Annotated in this window: 19 protein-coding genes; 13 read left to right on the top strand and 6 right to left on the bottom strand. The window is 69.9% G+C overall.

Annotation, left to right across the window (positions count from 1 at the left end; all coding sequences use genetic code 11):
• Positions 1-30 precede the first annotated feature (30 nt).
• Positions 31-1,812, bottom strand: coding sequence for a gamma-glutamyltransferase family protein (locus ACIN94_RS22815; RefSeq protein WP_400709194.1), 1,782 nt, complete (start codon positions 1,810-1,812; stop codon positions 31-33).
• 138 nt (positions 1,813-1,950) lie between these two features.
• On the opposite strand from ACIN94_RS22815, the gene ACIN94_RS22810 reads away from it, so the two are divergent.
• The 3 genes from ACIN94_RS22810 (at position 1,951) to ACIN94_RS22800 (ending at position 5,207) form a co-directional block, all read left to right on the top strand.
• Complete coding sequence (locus ACIN94_RS22810) at positions 1,951-3,063, top strand: sensor histidine kinase (RefSeq protein WP_400709191.1); 1,113 nt, start codon at positions 1,951-1,953, stop codon at positions 3,061-3,063.
• Positions 3,060-3,707, top strand: coding sequence for a response regulator (locus ACIN94_RS22805; protein WP_400709188.1), 648 nt, complete (start codon positions 3,060-3,062; stop codon positions 3,705-3,707). The genes ACIN94_RS22810 and ACIN94_RS22805 overlap by 4 nt, the downstream gene beginning before the upstream one ends.
• Before the next feature lie 87 nt (positions 3,708-3,794).
• Entirely contained in the window at positions 3,795-5,207 is a 1,413-nt protein-coding gene (locus ACIN94_RS22800; RefSeq protein ID WP_400709185.1) for a tetratricopeptide repeat protein, read from the top strand.
• Here the strand turns inward: ACIN94_RS22800 and ACIN94_RS22795 are convergent, their stop codons facing one another.
• Both ACIN94_RS22795 and ACIN94_RS22790 read right to left on the bottom strand, forming a co-directional pair.
• Positions 5,208-5,798, bottom strand: coding sequence for a TetR/AcrR family transcriptional regulator (locus ACIN94_RS22795; protein ID WP_400709182.1), 591 nt, complete (start codon positions 5,796-5,798; stop codon positions 5,208-5,210).
• A gap of 161 nt (positions 5,799-5,959) precedes the next feature.
• The gene (locus tag ACIN94_RS22790) at positions 5,960-7,306 is read right to left on the bottom strand and encodes a M20/M25/M40 family metallo-hydrolase (protein ID WP_400709179.1); all 1,347 of its coding nucleotides are present in this window, start codon (positions 7,304-7,306) and stop codon (positions 5,960-5,962) included.
• Positions 7,307-7,585: 279 nt separating this feature from the next.
• On the opposite strand from ACIN94_RS22790, the gene ACIN94_RS22785 reads away from it, so the two are divergent.
• From ACIN94_RS22785 to ACIN94_RS22775, 3 genes are all read left to right on the top strand, one after another.
• On the top strand, positions 7,586-8,980 hold the full coding sequence (locus tag ACIN94_RS22785) for an aspartate aminotransferase family protein (protein ID WP_400709176.1): 1,395 nt from the start codon (positions 7,586-7,588) through the stop codon (positions 8,978-8,980).
• Between the two features lie 266 nt (positions 8,981-9,246).
• Complete coding sequence (locus ACIN94_RS22780; RefSeq protein WP_400709173.1) at positions 9,247-9,489, top strand: ribbon-helix-helix protein, CopG family; 243 nt, start codon at positions 9,247-9,249, stop codon at positions 9,487-9,489.
• Positions 9,486-9,920: a type II toxin-antitoxin system VapC family toxin gene (locus tag ACIN94_RS22775; protein WP_400709170.1), complete on the top strand. Its 435-nt coding sequence runs from the start codon at positions 9,486-9,488 to the stop codon at positions 9,918-9,920. The genes ACIN94_RS22780 and ACIN94_RS22775 overlap by 4 nt, the downstream gene beginning before the upstream one ends.
• A gap of 159 nt (positions 9,921-10,079) precedes the next feature.
• Here the strand turns inward: ACIN94_RS22775 and ACIN94_RS22770 are convergent, their stop codons facing one another.
• Positions 10,080-10,625, bottom strand: coding sequence for an AAA family ATPase (locus ACIN94_RS22770; protein ID WP_400709167.1), 546 nt, complete (start codon positions 10,623-10,625; stop codon positions 10,080-10,082).
• Positions 10,626-10,783: 158 nt separating this feature from the next.
• Here ACIN94_RS22770 and ACIN94_RS22765 point away from each other — a divergent pair, with 158 nt between their 5' ends.
• The 7 genes from ACIN94_RS22765 (at position 10,784) to murQ (ending at position 18,336) form a co-directional block, all read left to right on the top strand.
• Entirely contained in the window at positions 10,784-11,428 is a 645-nt protein-coding gene (locus ACIN94_RS22765; protein WP_400709164.1) for a LysE family translocator, read from the top strand.
• 171 nt (positions 11,429-11,599) lie between these two features.
• Complete coding sequence (locus tag ACIN94_RS22760) at positions 11,600-13,408, top strand: ABC transporter substrate-binding protein (RefSeq protein ID WP_400709161.1); 1,809 nt, start codon at positions 11,600-11,602, stop codon at positions 13,406-13,408.
• Positions 13,405-14,439: an ABC transporter permease gene (locus ACIN94_RS22755; protein WP_400709158.1), complete on the top strand. Its 1,035-nt coding sequence runs from the start codon at positions 13,405-13,407 to the stop codon at positions 14,437-14,439. The genes ACIN94_RS22760 and ACIN94_RS22755 overlap by 4 nt, the downstream gene beginning before the upstream one ends.
• Positions 14,436-15,365 (top strand): ABC transporter permease, encoded by a 930-nt coding sequence (locus tag ACIN94_RS22750; RefSeq protein ID WP_400709155.1) that lies wholly within the window; start codon positions 14,436-14,438, stop codon positions 15,363-15,365. Before ACIN94_RS22755 ends, ACIN94_RS22750 begins: the two co-directional genes overlap by 4 nt.
• A 4-nt stretch (positions 15,366-15,369) precedes the next feature.
• On the top strand, positions 15,370-16,383 hold the full coding sequence (locus ACIN94_RS22745) for an ABC transporter ATP-binding protein (RefSeq protein WP_400709152.1): 1,014 nt from the start codon (positions 15,370-15,372) through the stop codon (positions 16,381-16,383).
• Complete coding sequence (locus ACIN94_RS22740; protein ID WP_400709149.1) at positions 16,380-17,378, top strand: ABC transporter ATP-binding protein; 999 nt, start codon at positions 16,380-16,382, stop codon at positions 17,376-17,378. The genes ACIN94_RS22745 and ACIN94_RS22740 overlap by 4 nt, the downstream gene beginning before the upstream one ends.
• A gap of 43 nt (positions 17,379-17,421) precedes the next feature.
• Positions 17,422-18,336: an N-acetylmuramic acid 6-phosphate etherase gene (gene murQ, locus ACIN94_RS22735; RefSeq protein WP_400709146.1), complete on the top strand. Its 915-nt coding sequence runs from the start codon at positions 17,422-17,424 to the stop codon at positions 18,334-18,336.
• Here murQ and ACIN94_RS22730 read toward each other — a convergent pair.
• The gene (locus tag ACIN94_RS22730) at positions 18,324-19,391 is read right to left on the bottom strand and encodes an aldose epimerase family protein (RefSeq protein WP_400709143.1); all 1,068 of its coding nucleotides are present in this window, start codon (positions 19,389-19,391) and stop codon (positions 18,324-18,326) included. The genes murQ and ACIN94_RS22730 overlap by 13 nt on opposite strands.
• Complete coding sequence (locus ACIN94_RS22725) at positions 19,388-20,359, bottom strand: LacI family DNA-binding transcriptional regulator (RefSeq protein ID WP_400709140.1); 972 nt, start codon at positions 20,357-20,359, stop codon at positions 19,388-19,390. Before ACIN94_RS22725 ends, ACIN94_RS22730 begins: the two co-directional genes overlap by 4 nt.
• Positions 20,360-20,600: the final 241 nt, after the last annotated feature.

The raw sequence follows: 20,600 nt of genomic DNA, 5'->3' as shown, positions 1-20,600 counted from the left end.
TGCGGCGGGTGACGCCCGCCGCAGCCGGCTCTACCGGCGCTCGCTCATCACCAGGGCGCTCCCGCCGCCCCTCCTGGTGGGCTCGGCGACGGCCTGGAGCCTCCCTTGGGGGAGGAACTCGACGGCGGTGGCCGCGCCGATCTCGGGGTTCAGCACCAGGCTGTGCCCCCTGGACGTGAGCTCGGGGCCGTAGCGGTCGATGAAGCCCTGCTCGGCCTGGGTCTGGGCGGTGTTCCGCTGGGTGGCCCGGGGAGCGGCCAGCGCGTCGGGCAGCGACATGCCGAGGTCCCAGCGGTTGACCAGGATCTGCAGCACGGTGGTGATGATCGTGGAGCCGCCCGGCGAGCCCAGGGCGAGCAGCGGCCTGCCACCGTCCAGGACGATCGTCGGGGCCATCGAGGAGCGGGGACGCTTGCCGGGCGCGGGCAGGTTGGGGTCACCGGGGGCGGGGCCGAAGGTGAAGTCGGTCAGCTCGTTGTTGAGCAGGAAGCCCCGGCCAGGGACGACGATGCCGTTGCCACCGGTGGACTCGATGGTGATGTTGTAGGCGACCACGTTGCCCCAGCTGTCCGTCACGACCATGTGGGTGGTCTCCGGCCCCTCGGCGGGGACGGGTGCCTGCGTCTCCTGCACCGGGGACGCTGCCGGGCACGGGCCATAGGCGCCGTCGGGGTCTCCGGCCGGAGCCGGGTGGGGCATCGCCCGCTCGCCGATCAGACAGGCCCGCTCCTTGGCGAACCCGTCGGACAGCAGCTCCTGCAGCGGCACGCCCGGGATGTCGCCGACGTACTTGCCCCGGTCGGCGAACGAGAGCCGGGACGCCTCCAGGTACTCGTGCATGCCGACCTTGGGAAGGACCTCCAGGATTTTGAGCGCCTCACCGACCGTCGAGCCGCCCGAGGACGGCGGGGCCATGCCGTACACGTCCATGCCCTTGTAGGTGATCTTCGTGGGCGGCCGCTCGATCGCCCGGTAGGCCTTCAGGTCGGACAGTTCCATCAGGCCGGGCCGCACGTTACGGGTGGAGCCGGGCGTGACCGGCGGCTTCTTCACCGTGGCGACGACCTCCGAGCCGAGCCGTCCGCCGTACAGCCAGCCGCCGCCCTCCTTGCCGAGCGTGCGGTAGGTCTCGGCAAGCTCGGGGTTGCGGAAGGTGGAGCCGACCGGCGGCGGGGCGCCGCCCGGGAGGTAGAGCTTGGCGGTGGAGGTGAAGTCCTTGAACCGGTCGGCGTTGGCGGCGGTCTGGTCGTAGAAGGTCTGGTCGACGGTGAATCCCTTGGAGGCGATCTTGATCGCGGGCTTGAGCGCCTCTTTGAGCGAGATCGTGCCGAACCGGCGCAGGGCCAGTTCCCACTGCGCCACACTGCCCGGCACACCGGCCGACAGCCCGCTGGTGACCGCGTCGTCGAACGGGATGCCCTCCAGGGAGGTCGCGGTCATCGCCCGCGGCGCCGTCTCCCGGCCGTCGATCGTGTGGACCTTCTTCTGCCGGGCGTCGTAGTAGACGATGAACCCGCCCCCGGCCAACCCGGCCGAGTAGGGCTCGGTCACGCCCAGCGTGGCCGCCGCCGCGACCGCCGCGTCCATCGCGTTGCCGCCCTTGCGCAGGATCCCCAGCGCGGCCTCGCTCGCGTCCAGGTCGACCGTTGCGACCGCCCCGCCGTACCCCTCGGCGACGGGTCTCTTCTCCACCGGCTTCTTCTCCGCCGGCTTCTTCTCCACCGGCGGTGACGCCACCGCGGGTTGCACGAAAAGCACAGAACTGCCGGCCAGGATGCCGGCGACGGTTACGGCTAAGCGACGAGTGATCACGAGATCCTCCCACAGGCAACTTGTCCCAGCTTGTCGTAGCTCGTCTGCCTTGTCAGCCCCTGATACCCCTGGTGGCGTAGGAGTCGCTGCTCCGTCGGGAGGACGCGCAGGTCAGCGGGGTGGACATAGGGTGCTGACGTGCGCGCCAAACCCCGCTGGATCGACCCGCTGCTCCCGCTGTCCGTGGCGATCCTCCAGGTCATGATGACCCAGTGGGCGCAGTGGAACCAGGCCGACCGTGTCCCGGTGGACCTGCTCGGCAACGCGCTGCTGGTGGCCGGGCCGCTCACCCTGGCCGTACGGCGCCGCCACCCGGTGCTCACGCTGACCGTCACCCTGGCCGTGACCTTCGCCTTCATCGTCCGGGGCCACGCCTACGGCCCGATCTTCTTCAGCCCGGTCATCGCGCTCTACAGCTCCGTCGTCCTCGGCCACCGGCGCGCGGCGTGGACGGCCTCGGCTGTGGCCTACGTGTTCTTCGTCGTCTACACGACCTGGCTGGCCCCGGTCCCCAGCCCCGGCCTGTGGCACACGGTCGCGATAGCCGCGGTCATGGGGGTCATCCTGGCGCTGGGCGAGTTCGTCCGGGCCAGGAGAGAGCGCCTGGCCGAGCACGGGCGGGTGGAGCGGGAGGAGGCCCGGCGGCAGGCCAGCGAGGAGCGGCTGACCATGGCCCAGGAGCTGCACGACGTGCTCGCGCACAACATCTCCCTCATCCACGTCCAGGCCTCCACCGCGCTGCACCTGATCGACGACCACCCCGAGCAGGCCCGCACCGCGCTCACCACGATCAAACAGGCCTCCAAGGACGTGCTGACCGAGATGCGCTCGGTGCTCAACGTGCTCCGCGACGGCGCGCCCCGCTCCCCCACCGCCGGGCTCGGACGCCTGGAGGAGCTCATCGAGCGCAGCGGGCTGCCGGTCACCAGCCAGATCGGCGGCGAGGTCAGGGCGCTGCCGCCGGGAGTGGACCGGGCCGGTTACCGCATCGTCCAGGAGGCGCTGACCAACGTCACCCGGCACGCGCCGGGCGCGACCGTCGCGCTCCTGCTGGAGTACGGGACCCACGAGCTACTCATCCAGGTCACCGACTCCGGCGGCGGAACCCCCGGAGAGAGCCTGGGCAGCGGGAACGGCGTCCCCGGCATGCGGGAGCGGGCGACCGCGCTCGGCGGCTCACTGACCGCCGAGCATCATGGACAGGGGTTCCGCGTTCAGGCGCGGCTGCCGATCCCGGAGGAGACCGAATGATCAAGATTGTCCTCGCCGACGACCAGGCTCTGGTCAGGGCGGGATTCCGGGCCCTGCTCGACGCCCAGCCGGGGATGAGCGTGGTGGCCGAGGCCGCCGACGGGGCCCAGGCCGTACGGCTGGCCACCGAGCACGAGCCCGACGTGGTCCTGATGGACATCCGGATGCCGGGCATGGACGGCCTGACCGCTACCCGGGAGATGCCCCCGGGACCGAAGATCATCATCCTGACGACCTTCGAACTCGACGAGTACGTCTTCGAGGCCCTCCGCAACGGCGCCAGCGGCTTCCTGGTCAAGGACACCGAACCGGCCGAACTGATCCAGGCCGTCCGCGTCGTCGCCGACGGCGACGCCCTGCTCTCCCCGGGGGTGACGCGCCGCCTGATCGCCGAGTACGCCAGCCGTGCCAAGCCGCCCCGGTCCTCCTGGGACCTCGGCCTGCTCACCGACCGCGAGCGCGAGGTCCTGTCACTGGTCGGCACCGGCATGACCAACGACGAGATCGCCCGGACACTCTTCATGAGCCCGGCCACCGCCAAGACCCACGTCAGCCGCGCCATGATGAAACTGCACGCCCGCGACCGCGCCCAGCTCGTCGTCATCGCCTACGAGTCCGGCCTCGTCCGCCCCGGCTGGGCCTGACCCCCGTCCGGAAATGCAAGTCCAAGACTACTCTCCGCATCCGCATGATTACATGTCACCCTGTGCGTTGTCGGTGAGGAGGGTGACATGGGGTGGTGGCCGGATGACCTGGAGACGACGGGCTTCCCGGCTCGCGCCTCCCGGAGCACGGAGCACGAGACCGGCGCGGACGGGGAGACCGATCTGCTGCTGGCCGCGCACGGCGGCGACGTGCAGGCCGCGCACCTGCTCGGCCGTCATTTCGCGCAGCGGGGTGACCGTTCGGCGGCCCGGCACTGGTGGGAGCGGGCGGCGGCCGGGGGCAACATGGACAGCGCCTACAACCTCGGTGTCTGGCATGAGAAGCACGGCAGCCTGGAGGAGTCGCTGCTCTGGTACGACCTGGCCGCGGGCACCGGGGACGTCGAGGCCGCGGTGAACATGGCGACGCTCCTGCTGGAGCAGCGCGGGGACGTGGCCACCGCCCGGCGCTGGTTCGAGACGGCGGCCCGGGCCGGTTCGCGACTCGCCGCCCGGCGGCTCGCGCTGATCTGCGAGGGCGGCGGCGAGACGGAGACAGCCGGGGAGTGGTACCGGCGAGCGGCGCTGGACGGCGACCTGGCCTCTGCCCACGACCTGGGGTTCCTGGCCTACGCCTCCGGGCAGGACGACGAGACGCTGCGCTGGTGGGAACGTGCCGCCCGGGGCGGCCACGCCGACGCGGGCTACCATCTGGGCCTGTTCCTGCGGGCCAACCAGGATCCCGAGGGCGCCGAGGCGTTCTACCGGCTGGCCGCCGCGAACGAGCATCCCGGGGCCGCGTCCCGGCTCGGCGGGATCGCGCTGTCCCGGGGGGATCTGCGCACCGCCCGTGCCTGGTTCGAGCGGGCCGCCCACCTCGGGAACGTCGACGATCAGCGGACGGCCGGGTTCGTCTGCGTGGAGCTGGGCGATCCCCGGGCGGCCGGCCACTGGTTCGGCAGGGCCGCGGCTGCGGGCGATCCGGAGGCCGCCTTCAACTACGGGCTGTTGCTCATCGCCGAGCATGACGATCTGCGGGGTGGCCGGCACTGGTTCCGCCGGGCGGCGCGGGCCGGGCACCGCCGGGCGGCGGCCGAGCTGGCCTCGCTGTCGTCCCCGGCCGGTCTCCCCCGGGAGGCCGGACGGAGGCCGGCGGACCCGCCGGCTCCGGTCTGGGACCGGACCGCCGAACCCGAGCTGGTCGCCCGTGCGGAGCTGACCGTCGCCGCCGCGTCCCGCCGGGGCGGCATCCCCCTGAAGGTCGGTGACCTGACCGAGATTCTCGCGACCTGGGATCTGGTCACCCGGCCGCTGCGTGACCACACCGAGGTCACAGCCTGGCTGGCCGGGCAGAGTGGCCTGCGCCCTGACACGGTCGAGCAGCTGGCCTCGGTCCGGGCCGCCCTGTTACGGCCCTGCGGCGCACCATGGCCGACCTCCGCCGAGGTCGAGCACGTCCTGGCCATCGCCCGCGCCCTGCGCGCGGACTGGTCGCCGTAGTCAGGCCGACACTCGTCGGTGGAGAAGGTCGACGAGGGTGGCGTGGAGCTGCTCGATCGGGCGGTCCGGACGCAGCGCCCGGCGTTCGATCGAGACGGTCAGCACCATGCCGAACACGGCGGTCGCCGCCGTCTCCACGTCCAGATCATCCTGGATCGCGCCCTCGGTCACAGCCCGCCGCAGCACGTCGGCGTAGACGCCCAGCGCCTGCTCGCGCAGCCTGGCCACCGCGTCCTGCCAGGCCGTACGCCACATCTCGGCGAGCAGCACCCGGGCGAACGCGTCGTGCGTCTCGAAGAACCGGAGCTGCGCCAGGACCACCGAGTCGAGGGCGTCCAGCGCGGCCTGCCCGGTGTCCGCCTCGCGCAGCGCGCCGGTCAGCCGCTGTATCCCGTGTTCGAGCAGTGCGGTGAAGAGCGCTTCCTTGCTGCCGAAGTTGTAGAACACGGTGCCTTTGGCCACCCCGGCCCGCTCGGCGATCGCGTCCACCGTGGCGGCGGTGTATCCCTGCTCCGCGATCACCTCCACCGCCGCCGCGAAGAGCCTGAGTCTCGTCTCGGCGCGGCGCCCTTCCCTCTTCGTCGTCGTCACGCCCGTCCCGGACCCCCGCCGGTCTCGCTCCGTGTCCACGGACCCGGTCCGCTGTTCCGCCATGGGAACAACCGTAGTCAGAGCGCGAGCGACTCCTGCACGGACATCAGGCCGTCGCGGCCCCGCCTGACCGTCCGGAGAGGCGGGGCCGCACTTCCGGCCTACACCGTCGCGGAGCCGTACTCCTGCAGGAAGAGCGCCTCCGCGAGGACCGTGCGGCGGAGTTCCTCGATGTTGACCCGCTCGTTGGGGGCGTGAATCGAGGCACCGTCGTCCTCGGCGCCGAAGAGCAGGATCGACGCGGCGGGGAACTGCCTGACGAGCGTGGAGACCAGCGGGATCGAACCGCCGGCGCCGACGTCGCGCGGCGGGCGGCCGAAGGCGCGCTCCATCGCCCGGTTCAGGGCGGTACGGGCGGCGCCGCCGGAGTCGGCCAGGTAGCCGGAGCCGAGCACGGTGTCGGTGACGTCCACCTCGACACCCCAGGGGGCGACCTGCCGCAGGAAGTCGACCACGGCGTCCACGGTCGTCTTCGGGTCGCCCGCCGGAGGCACGCGCACGGTCACCCGGGCGCGCGCGACCGGCTGGACCGCGTTGATGGCGCCGGAGACGGTCGGCACGTCCAGGCCGGTGACCGTGATGGAGTAGGAGGCCCACAGCCGGTCGGCCAGCGTGCCGGAGCCGACCAGCGAGACGCCGTCGAGCACGCCCGCGGTCGCCCGGAACTCCTCCTCGGAGGGGCCGGAGCCGAGGAAGGCGCCGCGCGGCAGGCCGGGCACGCGGATGTCGCCGTGGTCGTCGTGCAGGGCGGCCAGCATGCGGATCAGCGCCGCGAGGGCGTCTGGGGCGGCGCCGCCGAACGAGCCGCTGTGCAGCGACTCCTTCAGGGTGCGCACCTCGACGGTGAAGGCGCCCATGCCGCGCAGCGAGGTGGTCACCGCCGGATCGCCCACGCTGGGGTTGCCGGAGTCGGCGACGATGATCGCGTCAGCGCGGAGCAGTTCGGGGTTCTGCTCGACGAAGGCCTCGAGACGCTCCCCGGCGTACTCCTCCTGACCTTCGATGATCACCTTGATGCCTACGGGGAAGTCTCCGCCGAAGGCGCGGAGCGCGGCGACGTGGGAGATGACGCCGGACTTGTCGTCGGCCGCGCCACGGCCGTAGATGGCGCCGTCGATCTCCGTCGGCTCGAACGCCGGGGTGCGCCACAGGGCGGGGTCACCCGCGGGCTGCACGTCATAGTGCGCGTAGAGCAGCACGGTCGGCGCGCCGGGCGGGGCCGGGGCCTCGGCGTAGACGGCGGGGAAGCTTCCCTCCACCGGGATCTGCCGGACATGCGGCAGCCCTGCGCTGCGCAGCAGTTCCTCGGTCGCCGCGGCTGCCGCGCGCACCGGCTCCTCGGGGTGGCCGGGGAAGGCCACGGAGGGGATGGCGACGAGCCGCTTGAGGTCTTCGACCGCCTGGGGCAGGCCCGCGGTGACGGCACCCTCGATCTCGTCAGGAGTCACGACGTTTCCTCGCATCTCAATTTCAGGTCGTTCTATTCGATCACAGCCGGCTGGCGGCCGTGTTTCTCCTTGATTGCAGCACATCGCGGTTCCGCCGGACGGAGTCGAGACGGGACGGAGTCCGGACGCTCCCGACCCCTGCGCGCGGATTTCGTTGTTTCTGCACTATGGTTTTGCGGATTCCGGGGTCACTGAACTCTATTGCCACGTTTTCACTTGGCAAGACGTTCTCCTGACGTGCACACTGTGAAGAGCTCAGACCAGCAAGGGACGATAGCAATGACCTACCCTGAAAACACCGGCGTGGCCTCGCTCATGCAGGCCGCGCAGGACCACCTGTGGATGCATTTCAGCCGGCACAGCTCTGACAGGGGCGCCGAGGTCCCGACGATCGTGCGGGGCGAGGGCGCGTACATCTATGACATGCACGGTAAGCGCTACCTTGACGGTCTCGCCGGCCTCTTCGTGGTGCAGGCGGGCCACGGCCGCAGCGAGCTGGCCGAGGCCGCCGCCAAGCAGGCCCAGGAGCTGGCGTTCTTCCCGCTCTGGTCCTACGCGCACCCCAAGGCCATCGAGCTGGCTCAGCGGCTGGCCGCCGAGACCCCCGGGGACCTCAACCGCGTCTTCTTCACCACCGGTGGAGGCGAGGCCGTCGAGAGCGCCTGGAAGCTCGCCAAGCAGTACTTCAAGCTGACCGGCAAGCCGCTCAAGCACAAGGTCATCAGCCGCCAGATCGCCTACCACGGCACCCCTCAGGGCGCCCTGTCGATCACCGGCATCCCGGCGTTCAAGCAGATGTTCGAGCCGCTGGTCCCCGGTTCGGTCCGCGTGCCGAACACCAACCACTACCGTGCCGACGAGATCACCGGCGTCCCCGGCATGACCCCGGAGCAGTACGGCTACTGGGCCGCCGAGCGCGTCGCCCGCGCCATCGAGATGGAGGGCCCGGACACCGTGGCCGCCGTCTTCGTCGAGCCGGTACAGAACGCCGGTGGCTGCTTCCCGCCGCCGCCCGGATACTTCCAGCGTCTGCGTGAGATCTGCGACGAGTACGACGTCCTGCTCGTCTCCGACGAGGTCATCTGCGCCTTCGGCCGCCTCGGCACCATGTTCGGCGGGCAGAAGTTCGACTACGTCCCCGACATCATCACCTGCGCCAAGGGCCTGACCAGCGGTTACTCGCCGATCGGCGCCATGATCGCCTCGGACCGCCTGTTCGAGCCGTTCAGCAACGGCACCGAGATGTTCGCCCACGGCTACACCTTCGGCGGCCACCCCGTCTCCGCCGCGGTCGCCCTGGCCAACCTCGACCTGTTCGAGCGCGAGGACCTGCTCGGGCACGTGACCCGTAACGAGCCGGTCTTCCGCTCCACCCTTGAGCGTCTCCGTGACCTGCCGATCGTCGGCGACGTGCGCGGCTCCGGTTTCTTCTGGGGCATCGAGCTCGTCAAGGACAAGGAGACCAAGGAGACCTTCAATGCGGACGAGTCCGAGCGTCTGCTCCGCGGCTTCCTGTCCAAGGCCCTCTACGACGCGGGCCTGTACTGCCGTGCCGACGACCGCGGCGACCCCGTGATCCAGCTCGCCCCGCCGCTCATCTGCGGTCCCAAGGAGTTCGACGAGATCGAGTCGATCCTCCGCTCCGTGCTGACGGAGGCGTGGACCAAGCTCTGAGCCCGCCGTAGCCTCCCCGGCCATCGGCGCCTGATCTCGTACGGCCCGTGCCCCCGCTCCTGCCGCGTGGGGCGCGGGCCGTACGGCTGTTCAGGCCCGCGGCCCTTCCGGCGAGTCCGGCGGCGGACGGCATCCCGGCCCCCGGCAGTCGAGGTCCACGCCGGAACAGGGGGGGGCCTCGATTGGGTGCCGAGCAGAGCGGACCAAAGCTGGTGGCTACACCAATCACCAGCATGCCCTATATGGCAGGTGGTACCATATGAGACATGTTGAAGACAACCGTCTATCTCCCCGAGGAGCTTGAGGTGCGGTTGGATGCTGAGGCCGCAGCCACAGGCATCAGCAAGGCTGAGCTCATCCGGCAGGGCATCGCGATGCTGCTCGACGCTTCAGCCCGCCCCAAGAAGGCCCGAGCACTGCCCGTCTTCGACAGTGGGCGTCCTCTGACCGCCGAGGCCATGGACGACAGCCTCTACGAGCACATCAAAGAACGGGCAGCGCGCCGTTGATCATCGTCGCCGACACCTCCGCCCTATATGCCGCGTTCGACAGAGCACAGCCCGAGCACCGTAAAGCCGCCGAGATCGTCGAGCACGAGGTCCTTGCCATCTCCCCCCTGGTGATCACGGAGTTGGATCACCTCATCCATCGAGATCTCGGATTCCCGGCCGCGATGCAGGTCATGGAGGCGTTGAACGCCCGCATGGGAGATGGCCAATACCGGCTGGCCGAATTGAAGCCCTCCGACCTCGTCGCGGCCCACGCGGTCCGCACGAAGTACGAAGGGCTGCGACTGGACCTGGCGGACGCGGTGGGCGTAGTTCTTGCAGACCGGTACAAGACCGACCGCATCTTCACTCTTGACCAGCGCGACTTCCGGGCCATCGAACCTCTGACGCACGGACTCACCGCATTTCGCATCCTGCCCGCCGACCGCTGACGCGACAGCACCCGTGCCGCACCACATCCGCAGGCATGACCCGCCACAACGACCGCCACGGCCCCGGCGGCGCGCGACCCGGAGGTGACCTGCTGTGCGTCGGCTACGGACCCGGGCCAGAGTTGGAGTCCGTCATTCCGACGTGTTCAGTAGAGGATCTCAGCGAGCATCGCGGAGGTGGGCCAGAGCGATCCGTATGTTGCCGGTCAGTGGAGCGGCAGAGTCGAGCACGAGCCGGTCCTCATCCCAGGCATCGAAGTTCGTGCGGCGCGCCTCCACCGACGCCCAAGTCGGTTCGACGAAACCGTCGATGTCGCGCTGCCGGCCTTCAAGCCGTCGCCGGTGCAAGGTCCGATCGGAACAGGTCACTTCGATGTAGTGCAGCACCACGTTCCGGCGGAGGGCAAGGCCGCGCCACTGCTCTCGTGCCGCCCTCGCGTCGTTCACCGCATCGACGATGACCGTCTGTCCTGATGCGAGAACGTCGGAGGCGAGCGCCTCCACCACGACATAGGCCGCCAGTCCGGTCGGTTGGCGGCGATCGACCCCTGCTCTCCACATTGCGGCCTCCACCGGGTCGACCGACAGCACCGGCGCCGGAAGCAGACGGCCAAGTTCCCGGGCCACGGAACTCTTACCCGCGCCAGGCAGGCCGCTCATCACGATCAACATGGCCAGAACACTGCCATACGGATGCACCGCCATCCGGTGCCGAGAAGATCTCTCGATGGTCGTCAGCCTGCGCCGCGAGGTTCACCTGGGCCAGGTGGCTGTCACACCGCCCTCATTTCGAAACGCTCAGCAAGATGCCCGCCGCGGAAAACCCAGAGCGGGCAGAGACCGGATGAGCCTACGATCCCGACATGCCGGATCTGACAACACTTGCCCTCTTTGCGGCGGCGACTCTCGCCCTGCTGCTCGTGCCGGGGCCCGCGGTGCTCTACATCGTGACCCGCAGCGTCGCCCAAGGCCGGAGCGCCGGGCTGGTGTCGGTGCTGGGCATCCATCTCGGCTCCCTGGTCCATGTGGCCGCCGCCGCCCTGGGTGTCAGCGCCCTGCTGGCCGCCTCGGCGACCGCCTTCGCGATGGTCAGGTATCTGGGCGCGGCCTACCTGGTCTGGCTGGGCATCCGCAAGCTGATGGCCCGCCCGGACGGAGACGAGGCCGCCGAGCCGCTGACCGCGACGGGGACCAGGATCTTCTGGGAGGGCTTCGTCGTCAACGTGCTCAACCCGAAGACCGCGATCTTCTTCCTTGCCTTTCTCCCCCAGTTCGTCGACCCGGCCGCCGGCCCGATCGCCCCGCAGATCGTGCTCCTCGGCCTGATCTGGACCGTTCTCGGCATGACCAGTGACGGCGCCTTCGCCCTGCTCTCCTCGGCCATGGCGGGCCGCCTGCGCCGCTCGGCCCGCGCCCGCCGCCGCCTCGACGTCACCAGCGGCATGGTCTACCTCGGCCTGGGCGCCGTCGCCGCGTTCACCGGCGAGAGCGCCGCAGCCAAGGCATAACCGCTTCTCACTCACCTGAACGGGCGCCCCCATGGGCGCCCGTTTTTACGTTTCCGCAGGTAGGCGGCCTAGGTAAAAAATAACTCCACAATTGACTCTTTACGTGAAAAAAATTGACTACGCCACGAAGTCGCACGTATCGTCCAGGCAATCGGGAACCAGGAGAAGCTTATGAAGCGGCTCACGGCGATCGTGGCTATGGCGTCAATCGTGGCCGCCACATCGTGCGGCACCACCGGTAAGACGGAGACCGCCCAGTCGGGCGGCGTCTACACCACGATCGACGGCAGCAAGCAGATCAACGCCAGCGCGCCGACCAACCCGTTCAACCCTGTGGGAACGGTTTTCAACGGCTACAACGGGATGACACTGGCCTGGCCAAAGAACGATCCAACCGACCCCAACCAGTTCTATCCGGCGATCGCCAAGACCTGGACGGTCGCCCCTGACGGGTCGGCGGTCGTCATCCACCTGCAGCCAAACGCCAGGTGGTCGGACGGCAAGCCGGTGACCAGCGAGGACGTCCGGGTGTCGATCGGTCTCGCCTACAGCCAGGGAGGTACGGCGTACGCGCTCGACCCGAAGGCAGCGGGCGCGGCGGCCAAGATCCAGGTGATCGACGCCAAGACCATCAGAATCACGCAGGGTGCGAACCGGAGCCAGATGTTCCTCAGCAACCTGCTGTCCACCGTGATCGTGCCCGCCCACGTCTTCGGCTCACTGCTGCCCACCGGCTTCTGGAAGACACTCAAGATCGCCCAAGGGCCGGAGAGTCCCGCCTCGGAGCGCGCGAAGGCCGTGATCACCGGGATGGCCGACAAGGTCATCGCCTTCCGGCCGCCGAACGACGTCTCCGCGGGACCGTTCGTGCTGGAGCGGGTGAACCCGGGCGCGGCGCTCCTGAAGAGGAACCCCTACTTCTACGACAACGCCGCCATCACCCCGGACAAGGTCAAGATCCTCAACTACACCAGCAACGAGCAGATCTGGAACTACCTGATCGCCGGCAAGCTCGACAACGCGCCGTTTACCTCGGTGCCCACCGCCGTCATGGACCGGATCCGGCAGGCCGGTGGCAGCGAGATCGTCAAGGGCTACTCACCCGTGGTCACGTCGCTGGCGTTCAACCAGTCGGTCAAGCCGTACGACAACGTGCACGTGCGGCGGGCGCTGGCCTACCTGATCGACCGGAACCAGGTCACGAAGATCGCTTCGCCGGAGGGCGGCACCCCGGCGGCGACCACGTCGGGCATTCACGCCAAGGCGGCCAAGACCTGGCTGGGCAAGGGATTCGACAGCCTCACCACCTACGGATTCGACCCGGCGAAGGCCGCGGCGGAGCTGAAAGCCGCGGGCATGACGCGGCGGGGCGGCATGTGGGCCATGCCGGACGGGACGCCGTGGAAGGTCGAGATCCACGTGCCCGCGTCGTTCTCCGACTGGGTCTCGGCGGCCCAGTCGATCAGCAGCCAGCTCAGAGACCACGGGATCGACGCGAAGGTGATCACCGCGGCCGACTACACCCTCTACCTGAGTGACCTGGCGGCCGGCAAGTACGGCATCGGGTTCTGGCTGATGGGCCTCGGGCCGGCACCGTACAACATCTACCAGCGCCTGTTCGGGCAGGCGAACGGCTGGCAGATGTTCGGCGGCCGGCTGAAGCACGTGGCGCCGGGCACCGAGGGCAACTGGATGGGCGGCCCCGAGACCGTCGAGGTCCCCGGTGTGGGCGCGGTCAACCCCGGCGAGCTGACCGCCAAGCTCAACTTCGCCTCCCCGGACGAGCAGAAACGGATCGTCGACACCCTCGCCAGGGTGGCGAACGAGCAGCTCCCGGTCATCCAGCTCTGGGACTACGTCAACGCCCAGTTCGTGAACACCTCCCGGTACACGGCCTTCCCCCCCGACGACAGTGAGGCGCTGCGGCTGTCGTCAGGTGTGTGGATGCAGCTCGGAATGATCAAGAAGAGGCAGCCATGACTCAAGCAGTCCGGGGCCGTCCCCGGGGAGGCGCGATCGTCCGGCGGGTGGCGGGCCACCTGGCCCGCGGCCTGGCCATGATCTGGGTCGTCGCCACGATCAGCTTCATCATCATCCGGGAGATCCCCGGCGACCCCGTCGCCGGCCAGTACGAGAGCCTGATCCAGAAGGGCATGTCGCCCGAGCAGGCCGAGCGGGCCGCGGCCGTGCTGTACGGCTTCCTCCCGACCGGCAGCCTGTGGGAGCAGTACGTCGGATACATGGGCTCGCTGCTCCACCTCGACCTCGGGCAGTCGCTCAGCACGCCGGGTGTCCCGGTGACGGCGCTGATCGGCGCGGCGGCCCGGTGGACCGTGCTCCCCGTCCTGGCGGGCACCCTGCTGAGCTTCCTGCTCGGCGTCATCATGGGCGTCTACGCGGCGATCAAGCGGTCGGGGAAGCTGGGCGACGCGCTCGCCCTGTCCGGTTCGCTGCTCCACGGCGTCCCGGTCTACGTCATCGGGCTCCTGCTCACGGCGATCTTCGCGACACTGTGGCCGGTCATGCCGTCCGGCGGTCCGGTGGAGATCGAGGCCATCCCCGGCCTCAACCCGGGATACCTCGGCTCGCTGCTGCACCACGCCGTGCTGCCGGTCATGACGTACACGCTGGCGAGCTACGGCGGGTGGATCCTGGCGATGAAGTCGAACGTGGTCGCCGTACTCGGTGACGACTTCATCCTCGCGGCCGAGCTCCGCGGGCTCAGGCGCGGCATCATCTTCCGCTACCTGGCCCGCAACGCGATCCTCCCGCTGTTCACGGTCCTCGCCCTGTCGATCGGCATGCTCTTCGGCGGGTCGATCTTCATCGAGCAGATCTTCAACTACCCGGGGCTCGGGCTGCTGCTCGTCAACAGCATCAGCACCCGCGACTACTCGCTGATGGGCGGCACGTTCCTGGTGATCACAGTGGGCATCGTCGTGGCCAACATCGCCGCCGACCTGCTCTACACGGCGATCGACCCGCGGGTCAGAAGTGGAGGCTCGGCATGACCGTGATCACCAACCCCGGGGAGGCCGCTCTCCCTCCGACCGCCGCCGGAACCACGCGCGCGACGCTGCGGCGCAACTTCTGGCGCGGCGTGTGGCGGGTGATGCGCCGCAAGCCGAGCCGGATGGCCGGCGTCGTCATCATCGCCGTGTTCGCCCTCATGGGAGCCGTCGGGCCGCTTCTCTACCCCGAGCACCTGCCCCGGGACAGCAACCTGCTCTACGCGCCACCGAGCTGGGCGCACCCCTTCGGCACGGATTTCGAGGGCACCGACGTGCTCGCGCTCGTCATCACCGGCGCGCGGTACGTGCTGCTCACCGGCCTCGCCACCGCGGTCATCACGGTGGCCCTGGGCACCGCCATCGGGCTGTTCGCCGGGTTCCGGCGCGGCCGGTGGGACACGCTGCTCATGCGGATCACCGACATGAACCTGGCCATCCCGGGCCTGCCGCTGCTGCTCGTGCTGTCCACCGTGTGGAAGTTCACCAGCCCCCTGGAGATGGGCCTCGTGCTCGGACTCCTCGGCTGGGGCGGCGTGGCCCGCGCCGTACGGTCCCAGACGCTCTCCCTGCGCGAGCGGGGATTCATCGAGGCCGCCAAGGGGCTGGGCCTGCCGACGACCCACATCATCGGGCGTGAGCTGCTGCCCGGTATGGCGCCCTACATCGCGATGAACATGCTCATCGCGGTGACCGGAGCCGTCTACGCGCAGGTGGGCCTGTTCTTCCTGGGCGTCCTGCCGTTCGAGGCCAACAACTGGGGCGTGATGCTGAACTTCGCGGTCTTCAACGGCGGGGCGCTCACGACCCCGGCCGCGCTGCCGTACCTGCTGGCCCCGCTGCTCGCGATCCTGCTGCTGACGCTGGGCATCGTGCTCCTCATCGACGCGATGGATGAGATCTTCAATCCCCGGCTCCGGGAGGAATAACCAGATGACCGCCAACTCCACGGCGCCCGGCGTGCGCATCCGCGACCTCACCGTCGTCTACAAGACCCCGATGGGTGAGCTGCCCGCCGTCTCCGGCGTCGACCTGACCCTCACGCCCGGGACGATCACCGGCATCGTCGGCGAGTCCGGCTCCGGCAAGTCCACGCTGGCGCTCTCCCTGCTCAACGCCGTCCAGCCGCCGGGCAGGATCGCCAGGGGCAGCGTCGAGATCGACGGCCTGGGGGACGTCCTGACGCTCGGGGGCGAGGATCTCCGGCAGGCCCGCGGACGCCAGGTCGGATACGTCTTCCAGGCCGCGCAGAACTCGCTCAACCCGCTCAAGACCATCGGCAAGCAGCTCCTCGACCTCGGCCGCTCGCACGACGTGACCGACCTGCGGGAACTCGTCCGCGACGCGAAGGACCTGCTGGCCCGGATGGGCATGGACGGCGCCCGCGTGCTCGACTCCCACCAGCACGAGCTGTCGGGGGGCATGCGCCAGCGGGTCGGCATCATGCTCGCGCTGGTCCTCAACGCCAAGGTGGTCGTTCTCGACGAGCCGACCACGGCCCTCGACATGATCACGCAGGCGACGATCCTGCGGATCATCCGGGAGATCCACGAGGAGCGGGCGCTCACCACCCTCGTCATCACCCACGACGTCGGCGCGGTCGCCGAGGTCGCCGACGACCTCGCCGTGATGTACGGCGGGCGGGTGGTCGAGCACGGCCCGATCAACGAGGTGATCGGCGCGCCCTCCCATCCCTACACCCGGGGCCTCATCCGGGCGATCCCCCGCCTGTCGGGGGACATCTCGCTGGCCCGGGCGCTGCCGGGACGACCCCCCACACTCGGAACCCTCCCGCTCGCCGGGTGCGTGTTCCGCGAGCGCTGCGACCTGCGCACGGAGATCTGCGAGACGGCCGAGCCCGCCTCGGTCGTCCACGGTGGAAGGACCGTCGCCTGCCACGCGCTGGAGCACTCACCCGCGCCGGTGAAACGGAAGGAGTACGCGTGATCACGGGAACCGGAATCACCAGGACGTTCAAACAGCGCGGGAGCGTCCTCGGCGGGCGTGACGTGCCGGCCCTCCGGGGCGTGGACTTCGCCATCGACAAGGGCGGCGCCGTGTCGTTCATCGGCGAGTCCGGCTGCGGCAAGAGCACGCTCGGCCGGATCCTCGCCGGGCTGGAGACCTACGACTCCGGCGAACTCGTCATCAACGGCACGTCGATGTCCAGGCTGAGCCACCGGCGGCGGCAGCCGCACTTCCGGGCGATCCAGCTCATCCATCAGGACCCGTACTCGGCGCTCAACCCCACCCGCACGATCCACCAGACGCTGATGGCGCCCCTGACCCTGCGGGCCAGGCAGACCGGCCGCCCGGGGTCGTGGGTCGACGGGCGGGCGGAGGAACTCCTCGCCCTGGTGGGCCTCGACCCGGGGTACGTGCTGCCTCGCTACCCTCACCAGCTCTCCGGGGGCATGCGCCAGCGCGTGGTGATCGCCCGCGCGCTCACGGTGGACCCCGAGATGCTCGTCGCCGACGAGGCCGTCTCGATGATCGACGTGTCGATGCGCCTCGGCATCCTCGCCCTGCTCAAGGACCTGCGCGAGCGGCTGGGCGTGAGCGTGCTATTCATCACCCACGACATCGCCACCGCCCGGTACATCGGGGACGGGGGCGAGGTCTACGTGCTCTACCGGGGCCAGGTCGTCGAGCGGGGGCCGACAGAGACGATCATCGCTGACCCGGTGCATCCGTACACCCAGTCGCTGCTGTCGGCGATCCCCGTCCTGCACGGGCTGGAACAGCCGGGAGCCGAGCGTGTCGTACCTCTCGAGGCCCCCGACGCGGGACAGCCCGACGCGGGCTGCCTGTTCACGCGGAGATGCCCGTTCAGCACCGCGCGCTGCGAGAGCGAGACTCCCGTCCTGAGCGACGACGGAGACACCGTGCAGCGTCACGCGTGCTTCCACCCCCGGCGACGCAGCGTGATCCCCCTGGGGTGAGCGCGTGACCGGACGCCCCTCCACCACACGGAACCGAGGAAACATGACGCAGTCACTTGCCGCCCTGGCCACGGAGAAGAGCGATCCCCGCTACAGCGAGATCGACACGCTCCCGACGGAGGAGATCGTGCGGCTGATGAACACGGCCGACACCGCCGTGCCGGCGGCGGTGGCCACGGCCGGCCCGGCGATCTCCACCGCGATCGACGGCATCGCCGGGCGGGTGGCCGCCGGTGGCCGGCTGCTCTACGTGGGTGCCGGCACCTCGGGACGGCTCGCGGTACTCGACGCCTCGGAGTGCCCGCCGACCTTCGGCACCGCCCCCGAGCTGGTGCAGGGCATCATCGCGGGCGGCGAGACCGCGCTCGTCAGGTCGGTCGAGGGGGCGGAGGACGACGCGGAGGCGGGTGCCGCCGAGATCCGCGGCAGGGACGTCGGCCCCCTGGACTCCGTGGTGGGGATCTCCGCGAGCGGGCAGGCGCCGTACGTCGTCGCCGCGGTGGCGGAGGCCCGCCGCCGCGGGGCGCTGACCGTGGGGCTGGCGTGCAACACCGGCACGCCCCTCGCGGCCGAGGCCGAGCACGCGATCGAGGTCGTCGTCGGGCCCGAGGTGGTCACCGGATCGACGCGTCTCAAGGCCGGCACGGCCCAGAAACTGGTACTCAACATGATCTCCACGATCACGATGATCAGGTGCGGGCGGACGTACGGGAACCGCATGATCGAGGTGTCGACGAGCAACTCGAAGCTCGTCGACCGGGCGGCCCGCATGGTCGCCGAGATCACGGGCTCCGATGCCCTCGTCGCCGGCGGGGTCCTGCGGGAGGCGGGGAACGACGTGAAGACCGCCGTCGTGATGATCGAACGGGGTCTCGGCGCGGACGACGCGCGGTCGTTGCTCGCGGCGCACGGCAACCGGCTGGGTTCCGCCCTGCGGCGCGAAGGTCAGGACGCCTGAGGCGGGAAACCGGCCGTGGTCGCCGCCGTGTCTGGGAAGCGGTAGACGGTGGTGGAGGTGAACTCCTCGCCGGGGCGCAGGACCGTGGACGGGAAATGCTCCCGGTTGGGTGAGTCGGGGAAGTGCTGGGTCTCCAGGCAGAGGCCGGCGTGCCTGCCGTAGGCGGTGGCGACGCCGTCCAGGAGGTTGCCCGTGTAGAACTGCACGCCCGGCTCGGTGGTGGTGACCCGCATGACGCGGCCGCTGACCGGTTCGACGACCTCGATGCCGCCGCGCGGACCGTGCTCGGCGCCGCGCGGAAACGGACCGCGCTCGGCACTGTGGGGACCGCGCTCGGCGTCGCCGCGCAGCACGTAGCAGTGGTCGTAGCCGCCGCCCAGCCGGGGGTCGGCGATGCGGGCGCCGATCTCGTGCGGGGTGGTGAAGTCGAACGGGGTGCCGGCGACCGGGGCGAGTTCCCCGGTCGGGATCTGCGAGGAGTCCACCGGCAGGTAGTGGTCGGCGTCGATGCGGACCACATGCCCGAGGACGTCGCCGCCCCCGGCGAGGTTGAAGTAGGAGTGGTTCGTCAGGTTGAGCACGGTCGGCGCGTCGGTGCTCGCCCGGTAGTCCAGCCGGAGCGCGTCCTCGCTCAGCGTGTAGGTGAGCGAGACGGTCAGCGTGCCGGGATAGCCCTGCTCCCCGTCGGCGCTGACGTACTCCAGCGTCACCGCTGAATCGGAGACCTCGGTCACCTGCCACACCCGGCCGGCGAACCCGCCCGGCCCCCCGTGCAGGCTGTTGGGCCCGTTGTTCACCGGCAACCGGTAGGTGACACCGTCGAGGGTGAACCGCCCGCCCGCGATGCGGTTGCCGTACCGCCCGACGACCGCGCCGAAGTAGCGGCTGCGCGTCAGGTAGTTCTCCAGGGTGTCGCAGCCGAGCACCACGTTGACCCCGGAGACCTCCAGGGACTGCAGGACCGCTCCGTAGCCGAGCACCGAGGCGCGCATCCGCCCGGCGGCCAGCACGTGCCGCTCGACCTTCTCCCCCGACGGGGTGGTCCCGAAGTTCATGCCCGTACCTCTGCGGTGGATTCTCTGACGACCAGGCTGGTCTCCAGGGTGGTCAGGGTGGGGGTGGTGCCGTCGTTGACGGACTGCAGCAGCAGGTCGACGGCCATCCGGCCGGCGGCGGCCGTGGGCATGGCGATGGTGGTCAGCTTCGGCCGGTTCAGCCGTCCGGACACGATGTCGTCGACGCCGACCACGCTGATGTCGGCGGGGACCCGCACGCCGTGCTCGTAGAGCCCCTCGATGAGCCCGATCGCGACCAGGTCGTTGTAGGCGAGCACGCCGGTCGCCCCGGAGGCGACCACGTCGGCGGCGACGGCGAGGCCGCCCTGCTCGGTGGGCGCGTTGGGACCGAGGATCACCAGGTCGATGTCGCCCATCGCGGTGGCGGCCTCCCGCATCTCCCCGCTGGTCCACGAACCGGTCGGCCCGGAGACCAGGGCGATCCTGCGGTGACCCAGCAGGGCCAGGTGCTCGATCGCGAGGCGGGCGCCCTGGCCGACGTCCATCAGTATGGTCGGCATGCCCTTCACCCGCCGGTTCACCACGACGAACGGCACGTCGGCGTGGAGCCGCTCGATGGCCCGGTTGGACAGGCGCGGGCTACAGAGCAGCACGCCGTCGACCTGCTTGGTGAGGGTCTGGATCAGCTCCTCCTCCACCTGCGGATCCTCGTCGGTGTCGGCCACGAACACGTGGTAGTCACGCGTCCTGGCGTGTGCCTGGGCCGCCTTGATCAGCGGTGGGAAGAACGGGTTGGAGATGTCGGCCACGATCAGGCCGAGGTTGTGGGTCCGGCCGGTGGTGAGCGCGCGGGCGGCGCGGTTGGGCCGGTAACCGAGGTCCTCGGCCACGGCGAGGACCCGGGTGCGTGTTTCGGCGTTCACCAGGTGGGGTGCCGAGAAGGTGCGGGACACGGTGGAGACGTGGACCCCCGATGCCCGCGCCACGTCTCTGATCGTCGCTGCCACTCTGCTCCTCCGTCGCGCTCTGCTGCAGATTAATGCAAACGGTTGCACACCTGTCAACGCCCCCCGATCCAGCCACCGGACCGCCATAGGACCGGTTGCGGAGCCCTGATGACTGTAGATACCGATGTATCCGCCGATAGACGAGGGTTTACCAAATTGAACCCTTGACGTTTCGGGGAGTTGTCCCCATTGTTTCATGCAACCGGTTGCAGGCCCTGACGCCGAAAGTCACCACGCTCAC

The organism is Streptosporangium sp. NPDC087985, assembly GCF_044741965.1.
Taxonomy (GTDB): Bacteria; Actinomycetota; Actinomycetes; order Streptosporangiales; family Streptosporangiaceae; genus Streptosporangium.
The sequence above is the reverse complement of the archived record's forward strand: the minus strand, read 5'-3'. Positions and strand labels throughout refer to the sequence as shown.